Annotated in this window: 23 protein-coding genes and 4 tRNA genes; 6 read left to right on the top strand and 21 right to left on the bottom strand. The window is 67.6% G+C overall.

Annotated elements, in window-relative coordinates; genetic code table 11:
- Positions 1–3 precede the first annotated feature (3 nt).
- Both EZ304_RS16880 and EZ304_RS16875 read right to left on the bottom strand, forming a co-directional pair.
- On the bottom strand, positions 4–1,143 hold the full coding sequence (locus tag EZ304_RS16880; RefSeq protein WP_142807663.1) for an ABC transporter permease: 1,140 nt from the start codon (positions 1,141–1,143) through the stop codon (positions 4–6).
- The gene (locus EZ304_RS16875) at positions 1,140–2,603 is read right to left on the bottom strand and encodes an efflux transporter outer membrane subunit (protein WP_142807662.1); all 1,464 of its coding nucleotides are present in this window, start codon (positions 2,601–2,603) and stop codon (positions 1,140–1,142) included. Before EZ304_RS16875 ends, EZ304_RS16880 begins: the two co-directional genes overlap by 4 nt.
- A gap of 190 nt (positions 2,604–2,793) precedes the next feature.
- On the opposite strand from EZ304_RS16875, the gene EZ304_RS16870 reads away from it, so the two are divergent.
- Complete coding sequence (locus tag EZ304_RS16870; protein ID WP_260678126.1) at positions 2,794–3,141, top strand: hypothetical protein; 348 nt, start codon at positions 2,794–2,796, stop codon at positions 3,139–3,141.
- A gap of 67 nt (positions 3,142–3,208) precedes the next feature.
- Here EZ304_RS16870 and EZ304_RS16865 read toward each other — a convergent pair.
- The 15 genes from EZ304_RS16865 to EZ304_RS16795 all read right to left on the bottom strand — a co-directional run bounded on the left by EZ304_RS16865 (position 3,209) and on the right by EZ304_RS16795 (position 18,517).
- Positions 3,209–3,284: transfer RNA gene (locus tag EZ304_RS16865), tRNA-Gly, on the bottom strand.
- A gap of 115 nt (positions 3,285–3,399) precedes the next feature.
- Positions 3,400–4,506, bottom strand: a complete 1,107-nt coding sequence (locus EZ304_RS16860; RefSeq protein WP_142807661.1) for an NAD(P)/FAD-dependent oxidoreductase — start codon at positions 4,504–4,506, stop codon at positions 3,400–3,402.
- 138 nt (positions 4,507–4,644) lie between these two features.
- Positions 4,645–4,720, bottom strand: a tRNA-Gly gene (locus EZ304_RS16855).
- A gap of 237 nt (positions 4,721–4,957) precedes the next feature.
- Entirely contained in the window at positions 4,958–5,584 is a 627-nt protein-coding gene (pgsA, locus tag EZ304_RS16850; protein ID WP_012510614.1) for a CDP-diacylglycerol--glycerol-3-phosphate 3-phosphatidyltransferase, read from the bottom strand.
- Positions 5,585–5,602: 18 nt separating this feature from the next.
- Positions 5,603–7,447, bottom strand: a complete 1,845-nt coding sequence (gene uvrC, locus EZ304_RS16845; RefSeq protein WP_099552679.1) for an excinuclease ABC subunit UvrC — start codon at positions 7,445–7,447, stop codon at positions 5,603–5,605.
- Complete coding sequence (locus EZ304_RS16840) at positions 7,444–8,856, bottom strand: hypothetical protein (protein WP_099552680.1); 1,413 nt, start codon at positions 8,854–8,856, stop codon at positions 7,444–7,446. The genes uvrC and EZ304_RS16840 overlap by 4 nt, the downstream gene beginning before the upstream one ends.
- Entirely contained in the window at positions 8,853–9,341 is a 489-nt protein-coding gene (locus EZ304_RS16835; protein WP_142807660.1) for a low molecular weight protein-tyrosine-phosphatase, read from the bottom strand. The genes EZ304_RS16840 and EZ304_RS16835 overlap by 4 nt, the downstream gene beginning before the upstream one ends.
- Positions 9,338–10,111 (bottom strand): 3-deoxy-manno-octulosonate cytidylyltransferase, encoded by a 774-nt coding sequence (gene kdsB, locus EZ304_RS16830; protein WP_111112440.1) that lies wholly within the window; start codon positions 10,109–10,111, stop codon positions 9,338–9,340. The genes EZ304_RS16835 and kdsB overlap by 4 nt, the downstream gene beginning before the upstream one ends.
- Positions 10,112–10,185: 74 nt before the next feature.
- The gene (gene lpxK, locus EZ304_RS16825) at positions 10,186–11,205 is read right to left on the bottom strand and encodes a tetraacyldisaccharide 4'-kinase (protein ID WP_142807659.1); all 1,020 of its coding nucleotides are present in this window, start codon (positions 11,203–11,205) and stop codon (positions 10,186–10,188) included.
- Complete coding sequence (gene msbA / locus EZ304_RS16820; protein WP_099552684.1) at positions 11,205–12,953, bottom strand: lipid A export permease/ATP-binding protein MsbA; 1,749 nt, start codon at positions 12,951–12,953, stop codon at positions 11,205–11,207. The genes lpxK and msbA overlap by 1 nt, the downstream gene beginning before the upstream one ends.
- Positions 12,950–13,372: an ExbD/TolR family protein gene (locus EZ304_RS16815; protein ID WP_004152323.1), complete on the bottom strand. Its 423-nt coding sequence runs from the start codon at positions 13,370–13,372 to the stop codon at positions 12,950–12,952. Before EZ304_RS16815 ends, msbA begins: the two co-directional genes overlap by 4 nt.
- Positions 13,373–13,375: 3 nt before the next feature.
- Positions 13,376–14,038: a MotA/TolQ/ExbB proton channel family protein gene (locus EZ304_RS16810; RefSeq protein ID WP_049432517.1), complete on the bottom strand. Its 663-nt coding sequence runs from the start codon at positions 14,036–14,038 to the stop codon at positions 13,376–13,378.
- Between the two features lie 3 nt (positions 14,039–14,041).
- On the bottom strand, positions 14,042–16,441 hold the full coding sequence (locus EZ304_RS16805) for a DNA internalization-related competence protein ComEC/Rec2 (RefSeq protein ID WP_142807658.1): 2,400 nt from the start codon (positions 16,439–16,441) through the stop codon (positions 14,042–14,044).
- 59 nt (positions 16,442–16,500) lie between these two features.
- A complete protein-coding gene (locus EZ304_RS16800; protein ID WP_142807657.1) occupies positions 16,501–17,844 on the bottom strand; it encodes a sensor histidine kinase in 1,344 nt (447 codons plus the stop codon).
- Between the two features lies 1 nt (position 17,845).
- The gene (locus EZ304_RS16795) at positions 17,846–18,517 is read right to left on the bottom strand and encodes a response regulator transcription factor (protein ID WP_057503598.1); all 672 of its coding nucleotides are present in this window, start codon (positions 18,515–18,517) and stop codon (positions 17,846–17,848) included.
- Positions 18,518–18,662: 145 nt separating this feature from the next.
- Here EZ304_RS16795 and EZ304_RS16790 point away from each other — a divergent pair, with 145 nt between their 5' ends.
- Together EZ304_RS16790 and EZ304_RS16785 are read left to right on the top strand one after the other, a co-directional pair.
- Positions 18,663–19,430, top strand: coding sequence for a MipA/OmpV family protein (locus tag EZ304_RS16790; protein WP_142807656.1), 768 nt, complete (start codon positions 18,663–18,665; stop codon positions 19,428–19,430).
- Positions 19,431–19,460: 30 nt separating this feature from the next.
- Positions 19,461–19,745, top strand: coding sequence for a hypothetical protein (locus tag EZ304_RS16785; protein WP_088025549.1), 285 nt, complete (start codon positions 19,461–19,463; stop codon positions 19,743–19,745).
- Between the two features lie 42 nt (positions 19,746–19,787).
- On the opposite strand, the gene EZ304_RS21000 is transcribed toward EZ304_RS16785, so the two are convergent.
- Positions 19,788–19,928, bottom strand: coding sequence for a hypothetical protein (locus EZ304_RS21000; protein ID WP_173364575.1), 141 nt, complete (start codon positions 19,926–19,928; stop codon positions 19,788–19,790).
- Positions 19,929–20,090: 162 nt separating this feature from the next.
- Here EZ304_RS21000 and EZ304_RS16780 point away from each other — a divergent pair, with 162 nt between their 5' ends.
- From EZ304_RS16780 to EZ304_RS16770, 3 genes are all read left to right on the top strand, one after another.
- Positions 20,091–20,660: a TlpA family protein disulfide reductase gene (locus EZ304_RS16780; protein ID WP_142807655.1), complete on the top strand. Its 570-nt coding sequence runs from the start codon at positions 20,091–20,093 to the stop codon at positions 20,658–20,660.
- A gap of 112 nt (positions 20,661–20,772) precedes the next feature.
- Positions 20,773–20,961: a hypothetical protein gene (locus EZ304_RS16775; protein ID WP_005408865.1), complete on the top strand. Its 189-nt coding sequence runs from the start codon at positions 20,773–20,775 to the stop codon at positions 20,959–20,961.
- Between the two features lie 257 nt (positions 20,962–21,218).
- Positions 21,219–21,551 carry a hypothetical protein gene (locus tag EZ304_RS16770; RefSeq protein ID WP_142807654.1) on the top strand — a complete coding sequence of 111 codons (333 nt, stop codon included), beginning with the start codon at positions 21,219–21,221 and terminating at the stop codon, positions 21,549–21,551.
- Positions 21,552–21,646: 95 nt separating this feature from the next.
- Here EZ304_RS16770 and EZ304_RS16765 read toward each other — a convergent pair.
- The 3 genes from EZ304_RS16765 to uvrB form a co-directional block, all read right to left on the bottom strand.
- Positions 21,647–21,721, bottom strand: a tRNA-Val gene (locus tag EZ304_RS16765).
- Between the two features lie 98 nt (positions 21,722–21,819).
- A tRNA-Val gene (locus EZ304_RS16760) sits at positions 21,820–21,894 on the bottom strand.
- A gap of 108 nt (positions 21,895–22,002) precedes the next feature.
- A complete protein-coding gene (uvrB, locus tag EZ304_RS16755) occupies positions 22,003–24,027 on the bottom strand; it encodes an excinuclease ABC subunit UvrB (protein ID WP_142807653.1) in 2,025 nt (674 codons plus the stop codon).
- Positions 24,028–24,056 lie beyond the last annotated feature (29 nt).

Here is a 24,056-nt window from a genome sequence, read left to right as displayed (position 1 = left end):
CCCTCAACGCAGCAGCAACGATGGATCGGAGCGGACGACACTGCGTACCGCCATGATGCTGGAGAGCATGGCCATCACCGCGACCAGCGCCACGCAGCCGAAGATCACCATCGGTGTCAGCTGCACCGGTACGCGCTGGGTCTGCGCGATCAACAGCACCACGGTACTGAAGGCTGCCGCCAGCAACATGCCCACGCCGCCGATCAGCAAGGCCTGCTCGAACACCACGCGCGCCAGCGCATAGCGACCCGCACCGAGTGCATTGAGCGTGGCGTACTCGCGCACCGAGCCGGCCACTACCGAGGCGAACGACTGGTTGGTGATCACCGCACCGACGAAGCAGACGATCACGGCCATGAACAACACCGCGATACCCGCGCCGGTATCGAACAGCCAGTACTGCTGCGAGCGGCTGGCGAATTCCGGCGCGGTCCAGAACTCGACCGGTGTGGCCTGGCCCATCGACGCCGCCAGTCGATCACGCACGCGGTCGGCCAGGTCCGGCGAGCGCAGGCCGGCCACGAAATAGGTACTGCCCTCATGCGGGTCAGTGCCGGCGATGGCACGCGCGGTGTCGAGCGAAGCCAGCACGTTGACGCCACCAAGGCCACGCAGGCCTGGCTGCGCGGCAACCACACGCACGGCCTTGCCGTTGATCCAGGCACGATTGTTCTGCAGATCCACGCCCAGCGTATCCAGGTCGGCGCTGTCCACGATCACGGCGCCCGGTTCGCGCAGCTGTGCACGCAGGTCGGCGGGCAGGATGTGCGCGAACATCATCGCGTCGTCGCGGGTGGAGATGCCGGACAGATACACCGACACGTTGCCCGTACCCTGCGCGCTGGAGCGCCATTCGCCATCAACCCACTCATAGGGTTCGACGCGGGAGACATCCGGATCCATGCGCAGGTGGCTTTCGACGTCGGCGCTGATTGCATGGCCGTAGTTGACGCTCTGGGTGCCGGGGAAACCGGCCCATATATCAGCCGACGATGCTTTCACGTAGATCGCCGCGGTGCCGAAGATGCCCAGCACCAGTGCAGCCTGCACGATCAACAGCACGCCGGCGAAACACATCGCCAGCACTACCGGCAGGAACCGGCGCCACTCGTAGGCCAGGGTCTTGCGGGCCAGCGCGATCATTGCTGTTCGCCCTCACCCTCGACCGGCAGCGGTGCGCCGCCAAGCGCGCGGTACAGCGACGCAAAGGCGAGCACGCGTGCGCCCTGCGCACCGATCAGGTCGGCCTGCGAGGCCGGCGCGGCACGCTGCGTGTCCAGCCCGTCGAATTCGCTGGACAGGCCCAGCTGCACCTGCCGCGCCTGGCGCTTGACCTGCTGTCCGGCTGCATCGTTGGCCGCGCGCAGCGACTGGATGCTGCTGTCCTGGCGTGCAAGGCTGCCGAGCGCACCTTCCACTTCGCTCACGCCTTCCAGCACGGCCTTGCGGTAGCCGAGCAATGCGGCGTCCAGTTGCTTCTCATCGGCATGGAAGCGCGCGCGGCGTTGGCCCCAGTCCCACAGTGGAATATCGACGTACGGGCCGATCGACGGACTGGAATCGGAATTGGAGCGGGCGTTCTGGGTGAGGTTGTAGGCGTACAGGATCGAACCACCCAGGCTGATCCGCGGATACATCGCAGCGCGCGCCGCGCCCTTGCTGGCCGCGGCCTGCATCACCTCCGATTCGGCCAGCAGGATCTGCGGACGGTGGCGCAGCAGATCGGCGGGTACCTGCTGCAGCGAGAACGTGCCCAGCTTCGGCGGCGTGCGGTAGGCGCGCCAGGCCGGGTCCGGACCGTCACGGCCCAGCAGCAATGCCAGCGCGCGGGCCGCGTTGTCGGCGTTTTCCCGAGCCTGTGCGATTGCGGCGCGGGTGGCGGCCTGGCGTGCACGCAGGCGATCCAGCTCGCCCGGCTCATCCAGGCGCAGGCGCTGGCGGACCAGGGCCAACTGTTCGCCACGGTCATCCACGGCCTGCTGCTTGGCCAGCAGGTCCTGCTGGGCCTGTGCCACGGTCAGGTCCAGATAGCTGCGCACCACGTCGGCAATCACCGCCACCTGCGCGGCATTGCGCAGCGCCTCGGCATTGCCGGCCGAGGCCTGCGCGCTCAGCTGCGCACTCTCGGCGGCGCCGAACAGGCCCAGGTCCCAGATCGCTTCGATGCCGGCATGGAAGTAGGTATCCACTGCGGCGGCGTCCTGCACCTGCTTGGCGCTGGCCGAGATTTCCGGCAGGAAACGCGAGTCGGACGTACCGGCGACGATGCGTACGGCCTGCAGGCGAAGCGTCGCCTGCTGCAGGTCCAGGTTGCCGGCGACCGCCTGATCGACCAGGCCATCCAGCGCCGGGTCGGACAGCACTTTCCACCACTGCCTGGCATCCACCGCCACGCCCTGCCCCTGCGGCACCTGGGTCCAGGTACTGGGCGTGCGGTCAGGCAGGTCCGGCACCGGCACCGACATGCAGCCAGCCAGGGCCAGGCTTGCCAACAACGCGCCAGGGCGCAGCACTGCATGCAGGGAAAATCCGCGCCCGGTCCTGGGCACTGCCACTGGAGTGATACGCCTGACCACCAGCCCGCCAACGTGTAGAAGGAGCATGAAGGCTACCGTGCGATTGTGGAGCGAACATGGAGAAATCGTCCGAAAAAGGTCACAGCACGCGTGCGGTTCAGGCAACGCCGACCCAGTCTTTCACTACGCTTTCAATGCGTTCCCGGCACGGAACACTGGACGACTTTTACGGCGTATTGCACATTGCAGCACTGTCCTGCTTCGATGCTGCCCGACCGTGAAACACCCCCGCCACCGGCTGCTGATTGGCTCGATCACGACAGCGACTGTCGGTGTGATCGTGCTCGTCCTGACCACCCCACTGGTCTCGAACGCCCTGCAGTTACGGATGGAGCGCAGCAACTTCATCCCCGGTGAATCCTCGATCTTCACCTTCGAGCCGTATGCCATCAACCAGGGCTCGTCGAACTACTGGTTGTACGGGAAGGACCGGAGCTACTACTACCACTTCACCTACGAAGATGACGTCCCCTACGTCTACATTCCGCAGGACAACCGCTGCCCCGGTTTCGACCGGCAGGATGCCCGGACCTGGTGCAGCGCCCTGCCCGGCAAGCCACGCTAGCGCGGCAGTGGTGCAACCGGAGTGACAAACGAAAAACGCCCCCTTGCGGGAGCGTTCTTCTTGAATCTGGAGCGGGAAACGAGACTCGAACTCGCGACCTCAACCTTGGCAAGGTTGCGCTCTACCAACTGAGCTATTCCCGCAGATTTCGTTCGACCTGCGTCGAAGGAGCGCTATTGTGTCGATATTGCTGCACGGCGTCAACAGGAATTTTCACGTGAAGTGAAGGGCGGCGTTCAGGCCCCCAGGACCGACACCTCAGGTCCGCAGGCCACGTCGGTGGAAATAGACCTGCTCGGCGACGCGCCGCGTGGCCGCCGTATGCAGCAGTGCATTGAGAGGCCAGTCGGCCTGCAGATGATCCATCGCCCAGCGCAGCAGCCGCTTGCCATGGAATGCCGGCGCCACCTGCCGCGCCACCCGTTCGGCTTCCGGCCCCCGGCCACGCAGATGGCGGGCAATCGCCTCGCCGACTGCCCAGCCGTGCCGCCATGAGGAGTGGATGCCGCCCGCCGAGAGCGGCGAGACGATGCCCGCCGCGTCACCGGTCAGAATCAGGCGGCGGCCCGTGATTGGGCCAACCGGTCGGCCGCACGGGACCAGGCCGGCGCGGGTACCCGTAGGGCGCGCCGAAGGCGGAATGCCGACCACGTCGCGCACGTGGTCGAGGAAACCATCGATGTCCGGCGGCCGTACCTGTTGCGGGTCGTGACGCAGCGCCAACCCGACCTGCAGGCCGGTCGGATTCTGCGCGACCCAGCCGATGTAACCCGGCGCATAGCGCTTGCTGACGAAGCAATGCAGCGCGTCTCCCTGCGGCAATTGCAGGCCGGCGAACTCGCGCTCAACGCCGTAGAGATTGTCACGTACCTGGCCGAGGCCGACGCGCTGGGCAACGCGTGAGCGTGCGCCATCTGCACCGACCAGGTAGGCGCAGCGGCCTGCCCCTTCCACCTGCCAGCCATCGCCGCTTCGATGAGCGTCGGTAAAGGACTGCTGCAGGCGCAGGTCGACACCATTCGCGCGCAGTTCGCTGGCCAGCCAGCGCATCAGGTTCGGCGTATCGGTAGTGAGGAAGAAGTAGCCCGGTGCGGCCAGCAATACGCTGCGCAGGTTGGGCGAATACAGGCGCACGTTCGCGACCCGCTGCACCAGATGCTCGGGCATGCGCCCCAGCCAGGTCTGCTCCATCGCCTCTTTCACAACGATGCCAGTGGTGTGCAGGCGCTCGCCAGGGTCGGCCTTGCGGTCAAGCACGCAGACGCGCAGGCCGTATTGGGCAGCGGCCAGGGCGCAGGCGGCACCGGCGAAACTGGCGCCGACGATGACCACGTCGTGGTCGTAGGCGGAGGGAGTGTGAGGCATTGCTGCATCGTCCTGAAGGAACGGAGATGCAGCTTCGAACTGCCGCGTGGTGAGGCGAAGGAGTGGCGGTGAAGTGGGGATGAAGCGATCAGTACGCAAACGAAAAACGCCCCCTTCCGGGAGCGCTTTTCTTGAATCTGGAGCGGGAAACGAGACTCGAACTCGCGACCTCAACCTTGGCAAGGTTGCGCTCTACCAACTGAGCTATTCCCGCTTGGGAGGCGAAATTCTACCTATTCCAAGGAGCGCGTCAAGCGCTTTTTTTCAGGGAATGCGGGATGCCTGGCGCCGCGTATCCACGCATGGCGTGGATCTACTACAGCATCCCCGCAAACCGATGGATCCGCATCATCCGTGGATGCAGCATTTCCAGTAGATCCACGCCATGCGTGGATGCCAGCATCGATGGCGTCAGAGCCCCTTGCTTCGGAAAGGGATTCGACCCCGGCGCTCAGTTGCCCAGCTTCTTCTGCCGCGCACGCTCACGCGCGGCGCGCTCGTCATCGCGCAGGCTCGGCCAGGCGGCATGCAGGTACTGCAGGCCCGACCACAGGGTCAGCACGGCGGCAATGGCCAGGGTCCAGTCGCCGATATGGAACACCGGCCAGCCCATCCAGATGTCTTCCACCGGCACGTTGGGGGCCACCGAATACAGCAGGCACAACAGCGCGACCATCTGCGCGGTGGTCTTGACCTTGCCGATCATCGCCACGCGCACCTTGGCGCGCTGGCCCAGCTCGGCCATCCATTCGCGCAGCGCCGATACTGCAATCTCACGACCGACGATGACCGCCGCCCAGAACGCCATCCACGGCGTCGGGTGGCCCTGCACGATCAGGAACAGCGCCACTGCCACCATCAGCTTGTCCGCGACCGGGTCGAGGAAGGCGCCAAAGGCCGACTCCAGCTGGTAGCGGCGGGCGATCCAGCCATCGAGCCAGTCGGTGATCGCGGCCAGGCCGAAGATCGCCGCCGAAGCGAAGTTGGTCCAGGTGTAGGGCAGGTAGAACACCAGCACCAGCACCGGGATCATCACGATCCGCAACAACGTCAGCCAGGTGGGCAGGGTCAACTTCATGCTTGCGTGCTTCTCTCTCTACTCGGCCGCATCAGGCGTGGCCAACCCGTGCAGGTTAGCGTAGATACGTGCCGCGAGGGCGTCATTGATGCCTTCCACCTTGGCGATTTCCGCTTCGCCAGCGGCTTTCAGGCCCACCAGGCCGCCGAAATGCTTGAGCAGGCTGGCGCGGCGGCGCGGCCCGATACCGGGGATGTCCTCCAGCTTGCTGGTCATCCGTGCCTTCTGGCGGCGGCCGCGGTGGCCGGTGATGGCGAAGCGGTGCGCCTCGTCGCGCACCTGCTGGATGAACTGCAGCGCCGGGTTGGCCGCGCCCGGGCGCAGCTCGCGGCCATCGGGCATCACCAGCGCTTCGTGGCCCGCGCGGCGCTCCACGCCCTTGGCCACGCCTACCAGCAGCACGCCTTCCACGCCCAGGTCGGCCAGTGCGGCCTGGGCCTGTGCCAGCTGGCCGGCGCCACCGTCGATCAGCAGCACGTCCGGCAGCACGCCCTGCTCTTCCACCGCACGGCGGAAGCGGCGGTCGATGGCCTGGCGCATGGCGGCGTAGTCATCGCCCGGCTCGATGCCGCTGATGTTGAAGCGGCGGTACTGCGCGCGCACCGGGCCTGCCGCGTCGAACACTACACACGACGCCACGGTGGCCTCGCCCAGGGTGTGGCTGATATCGAAACATTCGACACGCTTGACCGGCTCGGCAAGACCCAGCATGTCGCGCAATGCATCGCTGCGCGCGTGCTGCGCGTTGCGGCTATTGAGTTCGGTGGCCAGGGTCAGCTGCGCGTTGCGGCTGGCCAGCTCCACGTAGCCGGCACGCTCGCCGCGCACGTTCCACTTCAGCTGCACCTTGCGCTCGGCCGAGGCCGACAGCGCGGCGACCAGCAGGTCGGCGTCGGGAATCTCGCGGTCCAGCAGGATCTCGCGCGGCGGCTCGAATTCGATGTAGTACTGCGAGACGAACGCGGCCAGCACTTCCTCCGGGCTCTCCTCGCCATTGGTACGCGGAAAGAACGGGCGGGTACCGAGGTTGCGGCCATCACGGAAGGCCAGCAGCAGCACGCAGGCCTGCGAGCCCTGCATGGCCACTGCCAGCACGTCCAGGTCGGCGGCACGGCCGTCCACATACTGGCGGGTCTGCATGCTGCGCAGCGAGGAAATCAGGTCACGCAGGCGCGCGGCCTGTTCGAACTCCAGCGCCTCGCTGGCGGCCTGCATCTGCTCGCCCAGTTCACGGGTCAGCTCGTCGCTCTTGCCTTCCAGGAACAGCGCGGCGCGGCGCACCGATTCAGCGTACTCGGCAGGCGCCACCAGCTCCACGCAGGGCGCGCTGCAACGGCCGATCTGGTACTGCAGGCACGGCCGCGAGCGGTTGCGGAACACGCTGTCCTCGCAGCTGCGCAGCTTGAACAGCTTGTGCATCAGGTTCAGCGTTTCGCGCACCGCAGTGACGCCGGGATACGGCCCGAAATAGCGCCCGGGAATGGCACGCGGGCCGCGATGCAGGGCAATGCGGGGCCAGTCCTCGCGGGTCAGCAGCACATGCGGATAGGTCTTGTCGTCGCGCAGCGAGACGTTGTAACGCGGCGACAGCGACTTGATCAGCTGGTTTTCCAGCAGCAGCGCTTCGGCTTCCGAGCGCGTGACGGTCACGTCCATGCGCACGATCTGCGAGATCATCGACATGATCCGCGCATTCTTCGGGCTGCCGTTGAAATAGCTGCCGACACGGTTGCGCAGCGCACGCGCCTTGCCGACATACAGCAGGGTGTCGTCGGCAGCGTACATGCGATACACACCGGGGGCGGTACTGAGCTGGGCCGCGAAGGCCTTGCCGTCGAAGGCCGGGGCGGGAACGTCGGTCATTCGCTGATCGGCACTTCGCTGAGCACGCCGCTTTCGGGGTCGAATCGCAGCACGGTGTGGGCGTCGGTCTCGGCGATCCACACCGCACCGGCACCCACGGCCAGTCCGGCCGGGCCATGCAGGCGGCGCGGCAGCGGCTGGGTCGTCAGCTCGCCACCGCCCAGGCGCAGCGTGCGCAGGCGGCCATTACCGGTATCGGCAATCCACAGCAGCGGCGCATCCGGACTCAGCGCGATCGCCTGTGGGAACTGCAGGCTGGCCTGCGCGCGCGGGCCATCTTCATCGCCGAAACGCCAGGGGCCCTGCCCGACCAGCGTCTGCACCAGATCCCCACGCAGCTGCAGTGCACGGATCGAGGAGCCCAGCGCATCGGCCACGTACAGCACCTGCTGCACCACGGCCAGTGCGGTCGGCTGCGCGAACGCAGCCAGATGGCCGCTGCCATCACGCTCGTCGATGGCACCGCTGCCGGCGCGCCATTGCAGGCTGCGCTGCCCGAGGTGGTAGCTCCAGATGCGGTTGTCGCCGGCCATGGCGATGTGCAGCTGGTTATCGGCGATGGCCAGACCGACCGGGTGGTCCAGCGAGACCTGCCGCGCCTGCGCTACCGGGCCCTCCACCGGCGCGCCGGGGCGGCCATTGCCGCACAGCGTGTCGACGATGCCGGTCAGCAGGTTGATGCGGCGCACAGCATGGTTGCCGGTGTCGGCCACGTACAGCGCGTCGCGCTCCAGCACCAGCGCCTGCGGACGATGGAACGCCGCTTCGGCGAGGTTGCCGTCCATGAAATCGGCCGTCCCCAACCCGAACTGGCGCAGGATGCGCCCGCCGTGGCTGCATTCGAGGATGCGGTGATGGCCACTGTCGGCGATGTACAGGCGTTCGGTGCTGACCGCCAGGCCCAGCGGAAAACGCAGTGCCTGCCGCGGCTCCGGGTGCAGCTCGGTACCGCCGCGCGGCGGTGCCGACGGCGCGCCGTGGCACAGCGCATTCAACGCGCGCTCAAGGTCTCCCGGAGCACCCAGCCCGACCAGCCGTTGCTGTTCGCGCCCCTGCGCATCCAGCAGCACCACGGTCGGCCATGATGTGACGCCGAAGCGACGCCAACCATCCCAGTCGGCATCGAGCAGGACCGGCATTGACAGCCCTTGGCGACGCAGCAGTTTCAGTGCGGCGCCGGCGTCACGCTCGAAATCGAAACGGGGTACCTGCAACACCAGCGGTTGCAGCATGCCGGGGTGACGCGACAGCCATTGACCGAATTCGGCCAGGCGCTGCGCGCTCCAGGCAGAGGCGGCGTTGACGAACAACAGCGCCACCGGCCGACCGCGCAGTTCGGTCAGGGTGCAGGGGGCGGCGTTGAGCCAGGTGGCGAACTCGGGCAGGTCCGGGACGGGCTGGACGTTCATGGCCCGATTATGCCGGAGTCGGCGTCATGCAACAGTCGTGCCACTGCACGTTTTGCAGCATTGTCGACCAGCGTCCAGACCTGCTCGAAGTGATCGCTGCCGCCGGTATAGGGATCGGGGATCGCCACCCGCCCCTCCCCGCCTGACCAGGGCAGATACAGCGCCAGCCGCTCACGCTGGGCAGGCGTGGCCAGGCGGCCGGCGTCCCGCAGGTTCGCCTCGTCGGCGCACAGGATCCAGTCGAAGCGGTCGAAATCAGCGGCTTGCAGCTGGCGCGCACGCAGGCCGCCGATGTCCACGCCATGCCCGGCCGCACAGGCGATCGCGCGCCGGTCCGGTGGCTCGCCGACATGCCAGTCGCCGGTGCCGGCCGAATCCACCTGCACCCGCCCCGCCAGCGGCGAAGCGTCCAGGCGTGCGCGGAGCGCACCCTCGGCCATCGGCGAACGGCAGATGTTGCCGAGGCAGACGACCAGCAGCCTCATCGCGCGGCCAGCGCCTGCAGCAGCGCTTCAGCGCGTTCCAGATCTTCGGGCGTGTCGATGCCGGGCGGGAACGGTTCCGGCGAGATCGCCACACTGATCGGATGGCCCGCTTCCAGCACGCGCAGCTGCTCCAGCGATTCGACCTGCTCCAGCTGGCCCGGGGGCATCGCCGCGAACTGCTGCAGGAAACCGGCGCGGTAGCCGTAGATGCCGATGTGGCGCAGCCAGGCATGCCCTTCCGGCAGCGTGTCGCGGCTGCGCGCGAAACCATCGCGGTGCCAGGCGATCGGTGCGCGGCTGAAGTACATCGCCTCGTTGCGCACGTTGCGCACCAGCTTGACCACGTTCGGGTCGAACAGCGTCTGCGCGTCCTCGACGGAGGTGGCCAGGGTCGACATGGGCGCGTTGCCGCCGACCAGCGCTTCGGCCACCGCACGGATGCCGGCCGCAGGCGCGAACGGTTCGTCCCCCTGCAGGTTGACCACCACAGTGTCGTCCGCCCAGCCGGCGATACGCGCACATTCGGCCAGGCGATCGGTACCGGACGCATGCGATGTGGCGGTCATCGCTACCTTCACCTCGGCCAGCCCGGACAGCGCGTCGGCAATGCGTTGATCGTCGGTAGCGACCCATACCTCGCCAGCGCCTGCCTGCAGCGCGCGGCGCGCCACGTGCAGCACCAGCGGCTCACCACCCAGCAGACGCAGCGGCTTGCCCGGCAGCCGCGAGGCGGCATAGCGGGCCGGGATGGCGACAACGAATTCAGTCATGGGGCGATACTCGGCAGGCTCGTTACAACGGGGATGCGGCCGGTGGCGCGTGAATGCAAGCGCCACCGCGCCACTCAGTTCGGTCGCAGCTTGTCCAGGCGGTCAGTCAGCGCCACCCAGAACGCGGCAGGCAGCTCGGCACGCAACGGCACCGCGTAATGCCAATCGTTGCCGAATGCGCGGCATTTCACCGCATCCTTCTCGGTCATCAGCACCGGCAGCTGGCTGCCGAAGGACAGGTCCTGCGGCTGGTAGACCTGGTGGTCGGCGAAGGCATGCGGCACCACGCCGATGCCACGCGCGCGCAGCATGTCGAAGAAGCGCTGTGGATGGGCGATGCCGGCCACCGCGTGAACACGCTGGCCCTTGAAGTACGACAACGGGCGCGCGCGGCCACCGGCCAGCGGCTGCGCGCTGTCGATGTGCAGGGCCATCGGCCACTGGCCGAAACCGCAGGCCTGGGCCGCGGTTTCCTCATCGGCCTGGCCCAGGTTGACCACACGGAAATCGCATTCGCCAGCACGGCTGATCGGCTCGCGCAGCGGTCCGGCAGGAATCATCCGGCCGTTGCCGTAGCGACGCTGGGCATCGACCACTTCGATCTCGATGTCGCGCGCCAGCCGGTAGTGCTGCAGGCCGTCATCGCAGACGATCACATCGCAGCCCGCCTGGATCAGTGCCTTGCCTGCGGCGACCCGGTCACGGTCCACGCGCACCGGCACGCCGGTCTTCCAGGCGATCAGCACCGGTTCGTCACCGCCCTTGGCGGTCGGCGTGTCGGCCTGCACCCACAGCGGCTTGTCGGCGTCTTCGCGGCCATAGCCACGGCTCGCGACGCCCGGCTTCCAGCCGGCCGCACGCAGGCGCTCGACCAGGGCGATGGTCAGCGGCGTCTTGCCGGTGCCGCCGGCGGTGATGTTACCAACCACGATGACCGGCACCGGCAGCGCGTAGCGCTTGCGCCATCCCCGCCGATAAGCGCGGCGGCGCAGCGCGGTGACGCCAGCATACAGCGGCGCCAGCAGGCGCATCGCCCACGGAACCGGGCTGCCGTCGTACCAGTACGGCGGGGTCTGGGTACCCTTGCCAGCCATCAGTCCTGCCTTTCGCGGAACTGCATGCTGTGCAGATGCTGGTACAGGCCACCCATGGCAAGCAGCTCCTTGTGGGTACCCCGCTCAACGATGCGGCCGTGGTCCATCACCAGCACCAGGTCGGCATGCTCGATGGTCGACAGGCGGTGCGCGATGACCAGCGTGGTGCGTTCGGGCATCAGGCGCTGCAGCGCATCCTGCACCAGTCGCTCGGACTCGTTGTCCAGCGCGGCAGTGGCTTCGTCGAGGATCAGGATCGGCGCGTCACGCAGGATCGCGCGGGCGATCGCCAGGCGCTGGCGCTGGCCGCCGGACAGCAGTGCACCGTTCTCGCCGACCGGGGTCTGCAGCTGCTGCGGCATGCGCGCGATGAACTCCCACGCATTGGCCGCTTCGGCCGCCGCACGGATCTGCTCCTCGCTCGCTTCCATGCCATAGGCGATGTTGGCCGCGATGGTGTCATCGAACAGCATGACCTTCTGCCCGACCATCGCCACCTGGCGACGCAGGTCGGCCAACGGATAGTCATCCAGCGCGACGCCATCGAGGGTGATGACACCACCGCTGGGCTCGTAGAAGCGCGGCACCAGCCGGATCAGGCTGGTCTTGCCACTGCCGGAACGACCCACGATGGCGGTGACCGTGCCCGGCTTCGCCACGAAACTGATGTCGTCCAGGGCAATGCCGCTGTCCTCGCGGTAGCGCAGCATGACGTGGTCGAAGGCCAGCTCGCCGCGCACGCGCTGCACGCTGTTGCGGCCCTCGTCACGCTCGACCTGCATGTCGAGGATGCCGAACAGGCGCTCTGCGGCGGCCACACCGCGCGAGATCGAGGTCTGCACGCTGGTCAGGCGGCGCAGCGAAGGAATGATGGCCATCATCGAGGTCATCAGGCCCATGAACTGGCCGGCGTTGAGGCGACCGGCCAGCGCTTCGCGGGTCGATACCCAGACGATCACCGCCAGCGCCAGTGCGGCCAGGAACTGCACCACGCTGGACGCCGCCGCACGGGTGACTTCCACCTTCATGTTCAGCGACAGCATGCGGTTGGCCAGGCGCGAGTAGCGCGAGATCTCATGCTGCTGGGTGCCGTGCACCTTCACTTCCTGCTGCGCCGCCAGCGACTGTTCGGCGGTCTGCGCCATCGAACCCATGCCGTCCTGGATACCGCGGCTGATGCGGCGGTAGCGCTTGCCCACGTAGGACACGATCACGCCGATCAGCGGCACCACCACCAGCATGGCCACGGTGACCTTCACGCTCATCTGCAGCATTACCGCCAGCATGGCGATGATGGTCAGAGTGTCGGCCACCACGGTCTTGAGTGCGTCGGCGCTGGCCTGGGTGACCTGCTCGGTGTCGAAGTTCAGGCGGCTGACCATCACCGGCGTCGCTTCGGTATCGAAGTGCGAGGACGGCAGGTGCAGGTACTTGGCCAGCACCTGTTCGCGCAGGTCACGCACCACGCTGCGGCCGGTCTTGGCCAGCGCGTAGTCGCTCACCCAGGTGGCGAGGCTGCGCATCAGGAACAGGCCGAGGATGGTCAGCGGCAGGATCACCGCCATGCGCGGTTCCGGGTTGACGAAACCACGGTTGACCAGCGGCTCCATCAACTTGGTGAAGTGGTAGCCCGCCAGGGCTTCGACCACCATGGCGATGACCGCGGCCACCATGAACACCCAGTAGGCGCGGGTGTACCCCAGCAGACGTTTGTAGATCGGCCACACCGGCGCGTGATTGGAACTCATGGACGCACCTCGGGTGCTGTTGCAATGGCAATACGGCGGAAACCGAGCTGACCCAGCGCATCCTGCGCGGTCACCACGGCCTGGTAGGGAGTGCGCGCGTCGGCGCGCAGCAGCACGGTCTGCTCGCGATCGCTGCCGGCCACGGCGGCGATGGTCTGCTTGACCGACTCGACGTCGCTGCGCAGCACTTCCTGGTCATTGATGAAGTAACGGCCTTCGGCGTTGATCAGCACGCTGAGCGAGCGTGGCGGCTCGTTGGTCTGCTGCTGGCTTGCGGTCGGCAGCTGCACCTGCAGCGTAGAACGCGCGTCGAAGGTGGTGGTGACCACGAAGAAGATGATCAGCACCAGGATGACGTCGATCAGCGGCACCAGGTCGATATGCGGCTCATCCTGGGATCGGTCGTTGCCGATACGCATCGATCAGGCCTTCGCCGTGGCGGCGCCGGCCTGGCGCGCGGCCGGGGCCGGGTTCATCACCCCGGGGCGGCCATCGAGCGTATCCAGCAGGGCGCTGGCTTCCTGCTCCATCTCCACCACGTAGCCGTGGATGCGGCCCTTGAAGTAGCGATGGAACATCAGCGCCGGGATCGCCACGATCATGCCGGTGGCCGTGCACACCAGCGCCTTGCCGATGCCGCCAGCCAGCTGGTTCACGTCGCCCACGCCGTGGTCGAGGATGCCCAGGAACATCTGGATCATGCCGATCACCGTGCCGAGCAGGCCCAGCAGCGGGCCGGCCGAGGCAATGGTGCCCAGTGCGTTCAGGAAACGCTCCATGCGGTGCACCAGGTGGCGGCCGGTGTCTTCGATGCGCTCGCGGATCTGGTCGCGCGGGCGATTGCGGGCTTCCAGTGCGGCAGCCAGCAGCGCGCCCAGCGGCGAATTCGCCCGCAGGGTCTGCAGGTGGGCCGGGTCGAGCTTGCCGCGAGCGGCCCAGTTGCGCACTTCCTGGCCGAGGCCGGGCGGCAGCACTTCAGTCCGCCGAAGGGACCAGAAACGCTCCAGGATGATCGCCAAAGCCAGTACGCCCAACAGCAGCAGCGGCACCATCGGCCAGCCACCGGCCTTGACCAGTTCCCACACGTTTCAACCCTCCGGCCCAACGGCCGCTTGTTCGATCGGCGATAGGATAGCAGCCGACCGCGCCCGCCCAGCGGCATCCCACCACCGGGATGCATGGATGCGCTGTTCACGCAGCTGCAGGCCTTGTGCGCCAAGCCATACGCGGATCGCCCCGGAGTCGGCCGTGGCCAGCACTTCCGCGCCTTGCGCCTGCCAGCGCTGGACCACCTCCTGGCGCGGGTGGCCGAAGCGGTTCCGGTGCCCGGCAGAGACCACCGCCAGCCGCGGTGCTACCGCCGCGACCCACGGCGCACTGGAGCTGCCGCCGCTGCCATGGTGCGGCACCAGTACCACGTCCGCCTTCAGCGCGTGCGGATACCCCTGCAGCAGCGCCGCCTCGGCCGGGCGACCAATGTCGCCGGGAAGCAGCACCACGCCGTGGCGGCTGGCAATGCGCAGCACGCAGCTGTCCTCGTTTTCGGCTTGCCGGCTGCCCGGCGCGGGGTGCAGGACCTGGAAATCGACCCCATCCCACTGCCAGCGCGTCCCCTGCTGGCACGGGGCAGCCCCGGCGATGGCGCTGCCGGGCGGCGCCAGCAGTTGCAGCCCGGCCAGCTGCCGGCGCAGGCCGGGCAGGCTGCCGGTGTGATCCAGGTGGTCATGGCTGAGCATCGCCTGCTGCGGCGGCCCCTGACCGAGCGCACGCAACGCCGGAATCAGGATCCGCTCGTTGCCGTCACCACCGGTCGGTGGCCCAACGTCGTACCAGAGCGCGTGCCGGGCCGTGCGCACCAGCACCGCCGTGCCCTGGCCGACATCGTGCACCAGCAGCTCCAGTTCGCCCTGGGCAGGGGCATGCCGGGCCTGCCACAGCAGTGGCAGGCACAACAGCAGGCCAGCGAGGCCACCGCCGGCGCCGCGCGGCAGCAGCCACCAGAACACCCCCAGCAAGGCCACCGGTACCGCCCAGCGCGGCGCCTCGGCCAGCCACCACATCGCCTGCGGATGCAGCGCCAACGGCTGCAGGGCCTCCCAGCTGAGCTCGAACAGCCAGGCCGCGGCGCGCCAGGCCCAACGCCCCGCGCCGTCATGCAGCACGTGCAGGCCGGTACCGAGCAGCGACAGCGGAACAACCAGCATTGTCCACCACGGGATGATCGGCAGATTGACCAGCGGCCCCAACCGCGCGGTCCCGCCGAACAAGGCAACGCACAGCGGCAGCAGGCCGAGGCTGGCAACACCCTGCGCGGCAAGGAACCCGCGCAGCCCACCACCGATGCCCTCCGGCCCCGTCCTCGGCAGGCACCAGAGCAACCACAGCACGCCACCGAAGCTCAGCCAGAACCCGGCCGAGAGCACCGACAGCGGCGCCGGCAACAGCATCACCATCGCGGCCAACGCCAGCCCCTGCCCTGCACCAACCGGGCGACGCCCGGCCCTGGCCAGTGCGACCAGCCCGATCATCAGCGCCGCGCGCACCGTCGGCAGTGCACCACCGGCCGCTACGGCATAGGTGGCTGCGGCCAGTGCCGCTCCCCATGCGGCCGCCTGCGGCCGCGGCCAGTACCGTCCCAGCAGCGGGCACAGCCACCACGACAGGCGGCACAGCAGCACGCCGAAGCCAGCGACCACGCCCACGTGGAAACCGGAAATGGCGACCAGATGGGTCAGGCCCAACGCGCGCAGGTGTTCCCAGTCGGCATCGGACAGACCACGGGTATCGCCCAGTGCCAACGCCTGCACGAACCGTGCGGCAGGATGTGCCACCTGCACGGCGATCGCGGCACTGCTGCGTTCCCGCCAGGCCTGCAGGCCCCGCGCCGGCAGCCACTCGCGCGCGCTGGCCGGATCACGCACCGAGGCATTGCCGGAGATGCCCCGCAGCACGGCGTGGCGTTCGCCATCGAAGCCACCGGGATTGATCCGTGAACGCGGCGCCCGCACGCGCAACGACAGTTCCCAGTACGCCCCGGCGCGAACCGCATGGCGTCCAGCGCCCAGGCCACGTTGCGGAGGCCCGCGCCACGGATCGTTCCAGGTCACCTGCAGGCGCTTGCCACGCAGCGCTGGCAGCGCGTCGGCCTCTTCGACGTGCAACACGAAACGCGTGTAGCCCGGCCCACGCTGCGGAAGGTCGGCAACCCGGCCCCGCACCTGCACATCCTGCGGCGGCGCGCCGGGCACAAGCTGGCCGTGCAGGACCCAGTGCCCGTGCAGTGTTGCCCATGCCAGGCCGAGCAAGGTCGCGGCCCACGCACGGCCGCGCCAGCGCAGCAGCCAGCCGCTGGCGCCGGCGACTGCCATCGGCGCGCTCAGCCACAGCGGCAGCAACATCGGCATCTGCACGCAGGCCAGCGCCCCCAGCACCAGGCCGGCGGCGCAGCCGGGGCCAAACAGGGCCGGGGCGGATTGTTCGGGAGCCATTCCCCCAGCCTGCCGCCGGAGGTGGCAGGCTGCCTATCGGGCCTTTCCTCGCGTCGCTGTCAGCGCCGTACGGTGCCGCGGTGGAAATTGACCCTGAAACTGGCGCCGCCGCCAGCCGCTTCACCCACGCTGACCGAGCCACCGTGGTGCTGCACGATTTCCTTCACCAGGTGCAGGCCCAGGCCGCTGCCGCTGCCGGCAGCACGCAGGCGGTGGAAGGGCTCGAAGATCGCTTCGCGGTCACCGACCGGAATGCCGGCGCCCTGGTCGCTGACCTCCAGCAGGCCACGTGCATCCAGGCGCACGCAGATGGTGCCGCGCCCGCCGCCGTGGACGATGGCGTTGTGCACCAGGTTGGCGATCACCCGCCCCAGCGCCAGGCTGTCACCATGGATCCACACCGGCATCTCGGGCGCATCCACCTCGAAGCCATAACCGGCACCGACCACCAGCGGCGCCAGATCGGCGGCCGCCTCGCGCACCAGCAATGCCAGGTCCAGCCGCTGCAGCGCGCCAACATTGCGATCGAGCCGCTGCAGGTCGAGCAGGTGCTCGGCCACGTTACCGAGGCGGGCGACATCGGTCAGCAACTGCGATTTCAGTTCACCCTGCGGCAGCTGCGACAGGCGCGCCTGCACCACCGCGATCGGTACGCGCAGCTCATGCGCGGCATCGGCAAGGAACTTGTCACGCGCCGCATAGCCCTGCTGCACCTTGTCGATTGCATCGTTGAACGCTTCCACCAGTGGTGCGACCTCGGTCGACACCAGCTGCGCATCCAGCCGCGCGCCCGGCTGGCCGATGTCCAGCTCCTTGGCCTGTTGTGCGGAGCGGCGCACGCCGCGCATCGCGCGATGGATCACCGTCGGCATCACCAGCAGCGTCACCACGATCAACGGCAGGAAGAACCACAGGCCGATGAGGCGCAGCACCATCAGCGCGCCATCCAGCAGCCCGCCCTTCGGTGCCCCGCCCACCATCACCGTGATGCGCCGCCCATCCTCGTTGCGGATCATCACCCGCGCCACATCCAGGTACGGCGGCACCAGCGAACCGAGTTCGGTCGCGCCCAGCGTCGGCAACCGCGCCAGCAGCGGCGCGTGGATCGCCGGAATCGTGCCGCGCTCCAGCCAGCCCCCCTTGTCGTCGACTGCCGCGAACCAGAGGTTGCCGCCTGCACTGGCATCGAGTTTTTCCCAGCGCGCCTGATCCAGCACCAACCGGCCACCCTCGCTGTGCACCGCCTTGGCCACTGCCTCGGCCATGAACATGTCCATGCCCCAGGTGTCCTTGTCACCCCAGGTCAGGATCAGCGCGACCACCGCGAACAGCACGGTGAAGGCCTGTGCAAGGAACAGGCGCCAGGCCAGGCCAAGCGTGATGGAGCGGATCGGACGGGCCATCTCAGGCCTCCGCCAGCAGGTAGCCGACGCCGCGGATCACGTGGATCTCCACACCGGCCCCGGCCTGCTGCAGCGCCTTGCGCAGCTTGGAAATGTGCGCATCGAGCGCATTGGACTGGATCTCATCATCAAAACCGTACACCGCCGCCTCCAGTGCGCTGCGGGTGACCGTGCGCCCCTGGCGCATCGCCAGCGCCTGCAGCACCAGCACCTGGCGCCGGGGCAGCGCCAGCAGCTGGCCCTCCACCTGCGCCTGCAGCGATTCGAAGTCGAATTCCAGCCGGCCCAGATGCAGGCTTGGCGTCACCATCGCCGAGGGTCGCCGCGAGACAGCCCGGATCCGCGCCATCAGCTCCTCGATCGCCACCGGCTTCACCAGGTAGTCATCGGCACCGACATCCAGGCCCTCGACCTTGTCCGACAGCGTGCCCTTGGCGGTCAGCATGATCACCGCCAGGTTCGGGCGCAGCGCACGCGCGGTGGCGACGAAAGCCACGCCATCGCCATCGGGCAGCTGGCGGTCGAGCAGCATCAGCTGGTGCACCGGCTCACGCAGCGCGACCGCAGCTTCGGCCAGGCTGCCGACCACGTCGGCGACCACGCCCTGCCGCTCCAGGCCCGATTGCAGGGCACGGGACAGATCGGGATCGTCTTCGACCAGGAGGATGCGCATCAGGGGCTCGGCTACCGGAAACGGTGCCGATCATAGTGCCTGGCGCCGGGTTTGGGCGCCTTCGCGTGCCGATTGCCAAGGCGCAATGTTCTGACAATGTTGTGCCCCCACCATGCACAGCCATCCCCCGCAAAGTGGCTGATCGATGCCGTCGCTGTCCCCGACCCTGCTGCGCCCGTTGCTGTTCTCCGCTGCCATCGGCCTGCCGTTGATCGCCCACGCCGCCGACCAGAACCCGGGGGTGCAGGCCGGTATCAGTGCCGGCGCGACCTCAGGGGCGTACGCCCACTACGACGTCAAGCCGCTGGTCGTGCCGTCCATTGCCTGGCAGGGCGAGCGCTTCTTCGCCAGCCCCGGCTCGCTGGGCATGTACCTGTACAAGCGCGAGGGCCTGCGCCTGTCGGCGGCGGTCACGCCCTACACGCTGCGCTTCAAGACCGACGACGTGAACGATCCTCAGCTGCGTCGCCTGCACAGCCGGCAGATGTCCGCCATGGCCGGCATCAATGGTGAATACAGCGCCGACTGGGGCATCGTCGAGGCCAGCGTGATGCGCGAGGTCACCGGGCACGGAGGTGGCATGGAGGCGCGCCTGCACTACAGCTATCCGATCCAGGCCGGTCGCTTCACCTGGGTGCCCAAGGTCGGCGTAGTGCACTCCAGTGCGCGCCTGCTCGACTACTACTACGGCATCACCGACGAAGAAGCGCTGCGCTCGGGACTGGCCGCCTACAACCCGGGCAGCGCGACATCACCGAGCCTGCAGATCGCGGTCAGTACGCCCCTGGGCACGAAGTGGCGCGCGACCGGCGTCGTCGCCAACCAGTGGTTCGGCGATGCCGTAAAGGACAGCCCGATGGCCCGTCGCGGTACGCAGACGTCGGCCTTCGTTTCCCTGATGCGCTCGTTCTGATCGAGCGCCCGCAACGGACAAGGACCCCCCATGGCCTCCGTCTCCCCTGCTGCTGAAGCACACGCGATCCTGCGTGCCCCGGACCTGGACAGCGCCGAGCGCGCCTACCTGGGGCTGCTGCCCGACCTGGAACACGTGAACGCGCTGACGCGCCGCGCACTGGGCCTTTCGCGTGCTGCCGATGCGGCACGCGGCTATGCGTTGTCGATGACGCTGGTGGGATTGCGCCTGCAGGAACTTGAGATGGGCGAGGCCAGCGCGAAGGAGCATCGGCAGGCCACCCTGCGCAGCCTGCGCCAGGCCTTCAGCGCCTGAGCACAGGCCATCGGCAACGGTGCCGCAGCACCGCGCACCCGCTCAGCGGAACGTGGTCCAGGCCAGCACAGCGGACAACAGGGCGACCCAGATCACCGCCTTGAACGTACCTTCCAGCATGTTGCCGCCGAACAGCAGTTCAAAGAACGGATTGGGCTTGGAAACCGGCACATGATCGCTCATGGGTGAAAGATCCTGGTGATGGGTGGAGGGAATGCACGCATGCCTGCGCGGGCACCACTCTAGTACAGGTGCGCCGTCGGCGGATGTGCCGGGAACATCCGCTTAACACCCTCCGCGCCAGTTCGGGTATGTTCAACCCAACGCTGCGTTCAAGGATGATCGATGCTCAAGCGCGTCCTGCTCCCTGTTGTCGCCCTGCTGCTGTCCGTGCTGGTCATCGCGCTCGGATGGCAGAACCGCCAGCTGCGGCAGATCAACGAGCAGATGGCCACGCAGCTGCAGGACATGCGCCTTGAAGCACATGGCCTCGAGCTGGGCAGTCGCCCAGATGCACTGGCGCTGCGCACCACGCAGCAGACCTTCGTCGATATCGGCGGTGCGCGCGAGGTTCCGCAGATCCTCTATTTCTTCTCCACTGCATGCCGCTACTGCCTGGCCTCGGTACCGCAGCTGCAACAGATCGCCGCGGCCCGCGGCAACAGCGAACTGGTCGGCGTCGGCCTGCCGCCATACGACCAGCTGGCGGACTACGCCGGCAAGCATGCACTGCGTTTCCCGATCGCCATCGACAACGAAGCCGCCGCGTCCACGCGTTATCGCGCCACCGTCACGCCGATGCTGATGGTGCTGGCCGCCGATGGCCGCGTTGCCTACAAGCATGTCGGCCAGCTCGACGCCCAGGTCGTGCAGGCCGCCGTGGCGTCGCTCGCACCGAAGCCGGCGCTGCCCTGATCCCGCATGCCGCGCATCACGTCGCGGCGCCCTGTTACTGCATTCGCGCCACAACCGGCACTCCCGTGCCTTCGGCAACTGCAACTCCACAACGCCAACCAAGGAGATACACATGATCGGAAAGAAAGTGCTTTCGTCCGTCGCCGGTATCGTCGTTGTCGCGGCCATGGCCTTCGGCGCCAGCCAGGCCTTCGCCGTCTCGCCCAAGACCGGATATGCACCGGGCTGCGAACCGCACCCGCAGTGCCCGTTCGGTAACGCTGGCAAGCACGGCCAGCTGCTGTGCTGCGACCCGCTGTAACCGGATCCGCGCATGGGGTCGGCATCGCTGACCTGCCTCACCCGCCGCGGAGCTGAGCCAGCGCCGCGGCCATGACCGGGCCACCCCGCAGTGACCCACCACGCCGGGCCGCCTTGAAGCGCGGCCCGGCACTTCCCGGCCCGGATTCATCCTTCCCGCAGCGACTTGACGCGCGCTTTACCGGCTTTCGTCGCATACCGGTTTCACACCGCAGGGGGCAGTGCCACGCTGGATTCCCTTCTCCGGAGCACCGTGCCATGCCGATGCTTGCCCTGCTGCTGTTGTGCGCTGGCCTGTTCGGCCGCGATCCCGACGCCGGGGATGCCTCCCTGCACAGCCAGATCCTGCAGGCCGGCACCGGGCATGCGGCCATGTCCCCAGCGCATGACCAGACACCGGAGCCGACGGCCCTGCAGTTGTATCGGTTGCGCCAGGACCGCGTGCTGCGCGTGGGTAACCAGCGCCTGCCTGCAGGCGGCCAGCAGCATCAGGCCGGTTCAGCACGCTTCGCGCAGGTCTGGGAACGCGTGGACGGCCACTGGCGGCTGCAGCGCATGATCAGCATCAACGAATGGGTTGCCCAGCGCTGACTCTGGGGCGCCGGCGACCGTCGCAAACGAAAAAGCCGGCCCAGGGCCGGCTTTCATCGTGATCCACCGCTGCACCGGCAATGCCGGGAGCCAGGTGGTGGGCGGTACAGGGTTCGAACCTGTGACCCCTACCATGTCAAGGTAGTGCTCTACCGCTGAGCTAACCGCCCATCTTGTTCTTGCCGCCCGAAAGCTGGCCTTGCTACGTAAAAACCCGGCGCCAGGGCCGGGCTCTTCAGTTCACGACAGCCCCCTTCCGGAGACTTCGTGGTGGGCGGTACAGGGTTCGAACCTGTGACCCCTACCATGTCAAGGTAGTGCTCTACCGCTGAGCTAACCGCCCGTTTTTTGCTTCTGAACGTCCGCGATTGCGTCGGTGCAGGCCGCGTATATTACGGATGCCGGCCGTGAAGCGCAACACTTTTGTGAAGAAGATGCTGCACCGCCGCGTTCAGCCCAGACTCGCTTCCTTCAGCTGCCGGATCTGGTCACGCACGCGTGCGGCATCCTCGAATTCCAGGTCCTTGGCGTGCTGGTACATCTGCTGTTCCAGCGCCTTGAGACGGGCCGCCAGCTGGGCCGGGCCGAGCGAACGGTAATCGGCTCCTTCCTCGGCAACACCCGCCCTGCCCTTGCCCTTGCCCTTCTTGGCCTCCTTCTCTGCGGCGTCCGAACGCGCACCTTCGAGAACGTCGACGATCGGGCGCGCCACCGAGCGCGGCACGATGCCATGTTCTTCGTTGTACTCGACCTGCTTGGCGCGGCGGCGGTCGGTCTCGTCGATCGCTGCCTGCATCGAGCGGGTCACCTTGTCCGCATACAGGATCGCCTTGCCGCGCACATTGCGGGCGGCGCGGCCGATGGTCTGGATCAGCGAGCCGGTGGAGCGCAGGAAGCCTTCCTTGTCGGCGTCGAGGATCGCCACCAGCGACACCTCGGGCATGTCCAGGCCCTCGCGCAGCAGGTTGATGCCCACCAGCACATCGAACTTGCCCAGGCGCAGGTCGCGGATGATCTCCACGCGCTCGACCGTGTCCACGTCAGAGTGCAGGTAACGGACGCGGATGCCGTGTTCGGTCAGGTATTCGGTGAGGTTCTCGGCCATGCGCTTGGTCAGCGTGGTGACCAGCACACGGTCACCCGCCTTGATGCGCGCGTTGGCCTCGCTCATCAGGTCGTCGACCTGGGTGCCCACCGGGCGGATCTCCACCACCGGATCGATCAGGCCTGTCGGGCGCACCACCAGCTCGGTGATCTCGTCGCCGGCCTCGCGGTACTCATACGGGCCCGGCGTGGCGGACACGTAGATCGCGCGCGGGCAACGCTCCTCCCACTCCTCGAAACGCAGCGGCCGGTTGTCCAGTGCCGACGGCAGGCGGAAGCCGAACTCGACCAGGGTCTCCTTGCGTGAGCGATCACCCTTGAACATGGCACCGATCTGCGGAATGGTCACGTGCGATTCGTCGATGACCAGCAGCGCGTCCGGCGGCAGGTAGTCGAACAGCGTCGGTGGCGGCTCGCCGGCATTCTTGCCGGTCAGGTGCCGCGAGTAGTTCTCGATGCCGTTGCAGAACCCGACCTCGGCCATCATCTCGATGTCGAACTGGGTGCGCTGCGCCAGGCGCTGCGCTTCGACCAGCTTGTTTTCCGCGTACAACTGCTCAAGCCGCTCCTTCAACTCCACCTTGATGGTTTCCACCGCGGCCAGCACGCGCTCGCGGGTGGTGGCGTAGTGGGTCTTGGGGTAGACGGTGAAACGCTGCATGTTGCGCATCGTCTCACCGGTGAGCGGGTCGAACATGGTGATCTTCTCGACCTCGCCGTCGAACAGCTCGATGCGCAGCGCCTCGCTGTCCGACTCGGCCGGGAACACGTCGATCACTTCGCCACGCACGCGGAACGTGCCACGCTGAAGCTCGTACTCGTTGCGCGTGTACTGCAGCTGGGTGAGGTGATTGATCAGGTCACGCTGGTCGATGCGCTCGCCCTTGGACAGGATCAGGCGCAGCGACAGGTAGTCCTCGGGCGCACCCAGGCCATAGATCGCCGACACCGTGGCCACCACGATCGCATCCGGGCGCGACAGCAGGGTCTTGGTCGCGGCCAGCCGCATCTGCTCGATGTGCTCGTTGATCGAACTGTCCTTCTCGATGAAGGTGTCCGACGAAGGCACGTAGGCCTCCGGCTGGTAGTAGTCGTAGTAGCTGACGAAATACTCGACCGCGTTGTGCGGGAAGAACGCCTTGAACTCACCATACAGCTGCGCCGCCAGCGTCTTGTTCGGCGCCATGATCAGCGTCGGCTTCTGCACGTTCTGGATGACGTTGGCGATGGTGTAGGTCTTGCCCGAGCCGGTGACGCCCAGCAGGGTCTGCTTGGCGATGCCCGCTTCGAAGTTGCTGGTCAGCTTCGCGATGGCATCAGGCTGGTCGCCCGCCAGCGAATACGGCGAGACGAGTTCGAAACGGTCGCTCATGGTGTTGCCAGTTCCCGGGAAGGACAAGT

Source organism: Stenotrophomonas maltophilia, from assembly GCF_006974125.1.
Taxonomy (GTDB): Bacteria; Pseudomonadota; Gammaproteobacteria; order Xanthomonadales; family Xanthomonadaceae; genus Stenotrophomonas; species Stenotrophomonas maltophilia_O.
The sequence above is the reverse complement of the archived record's forward strand: the minus strand, read 5'-3'. Positions and strand labels throughout refer to the sequence as shown.

Coding starts and splice junctions, on each gene's coding strand:
- EZ304_RS16880 (WP_142807663.1), bottom strand. CDS start 1,143: ATGATCGCGCTGGCCCGCAAGACCCTGGCCTACGAGTGGCGCCGGTTC.
- EZ304_RS16875 (WP_142807662.1), bottom strand. CDS start 2,603: ATGCTCCTTCTACACGTTGGCGGGCTGGTGGTCAGGCGTATCACTCCA.
- EZ304_RS16860 (WP_142807661.1), bottom strand. CDS start 4,506: ATGCCTCACACTCCCTCCGCCTACGACCACGACGTGGTCATCGTCGGC.
- pgsA (WP_012510614.1), bottom strand. CDS start 5,584: ATGAAGTTGACCCTGCCCACCTGGCTGACGTTGTTGCGGATCGTGATG.
- uvrC (WP_099552679.1), bottom strand. CDS start 7,447: ATGACCGACGTTCCCGCCCCGGCCTTCGACGGCAAGGCCTTCGCGGCC.
- EZ304_RS16840 (WP_099552680.1), bottom strand. CDS start 8,856: ATGAACGTCCAGCCCGTCCCGGACCTGCCCGAGTTCGCCACCTGGCTC.
- EZ304_RS16835 (WP_142807660.1), bottom strand. CDS start 9,341: ATGAGGCTGCTGGTCGTCTGCCTCGGCAACATCTGCCGTTCGCCGATG.
- kdsB (WP_111112440.1), bottom strand. CDS start 10,111: ATGACTGAATTCGTTGTCGCCATCCCGGCCCGCTATGCCGCCTCGCGG.
- lpxK (WP_142807659.1), bottom strand. CDS start 11,205: ATGGCTGGCAAGGGTACCCAGACCCCGCCGTACTGGTACGACGGCAGC.
- msbA (WP_099552684.1), bottom strand. CDS start 12,953: ATGAGTTCCAATCACGCGCCGGTGTGGCCGATCTACAAACGTCTGCTG.
- EZ304_RS16815 (WP_004152323.1), bottom strand. CDS start 13,372: ATGCGTATCGGCAACGACCGATCCCAGGATGAGCCGCATATCGACCTG.
- EZ304_RS16805 (WP_142807658.1), bottom strand. CDS start 16,441: ATGGCTCCCGAACAATCCGCCCCGGCCCTGTTTGGCCCCGGCTGCGCC.
- EZ304_RS16800 (WP_142807657.1), bottom strand. CDS start 17,844: ATGGCCCGTCCGATCCGCTCCATCACGCTTGGCCTGGCCTGGCGCCTG.
- EZ304_RS16795 (WP_057503598.1), bottom strand. CDS start 18,517: ATGCGCATCCTCCTGGTCGAAGACGATCCCGATCTGTCCCGTGCCCTG.
- EZ304_RS16790 (WP_142807656.1), top strand. CDS start 18,663: ATGCCGTCGCTGTCCCCGACCCTGCTGCGCCCGTTGCTGTTCTCCGCT.
- EZ304_RS16785 (WP_088025549.1), top strand. CDS start 19,461: ATGGCCTCCGTCTCCCCTGCTGCTGAAGCACACGCGATCCTGCGTGCC.
- EZ304_RS21000 (WP_173364575.1), bottom strand. CDS start 19,928: ATGAGCGATCATGTGCCGGTTTCCAAGCCCAATCCGTTCTTTGAACTG.
- EZ304_RS16780 (WP_142807655.1), top strand. CDS start 20,091: ATGCTCAAGCGCGTCCTGCTCCCTGTTGTCGCCCTGCTGCTGTCCGTG.
- EZ304_RS16775 (WP_005408865.1), top strand. CDS start 20,773: ATGATCGGAAAGAAAGTGCTTTCGTCCGTCGCCGGTATCGTCGTTGTC.
- EZ304_RS16770 (WP_142807654.1), top strand. CDS start 21,219: ATGCCGATGCTTGCCCTGCTGCTGTTGTGCGCTGGCCTGTTCGGCCGC.
- uvrB (WP_142807653.1), bottom strand. CDS start 24,027: ATGAGCGACCGTTTCGAACTCGTCTCGCCGTATTCGCTGGCGGGCGAC.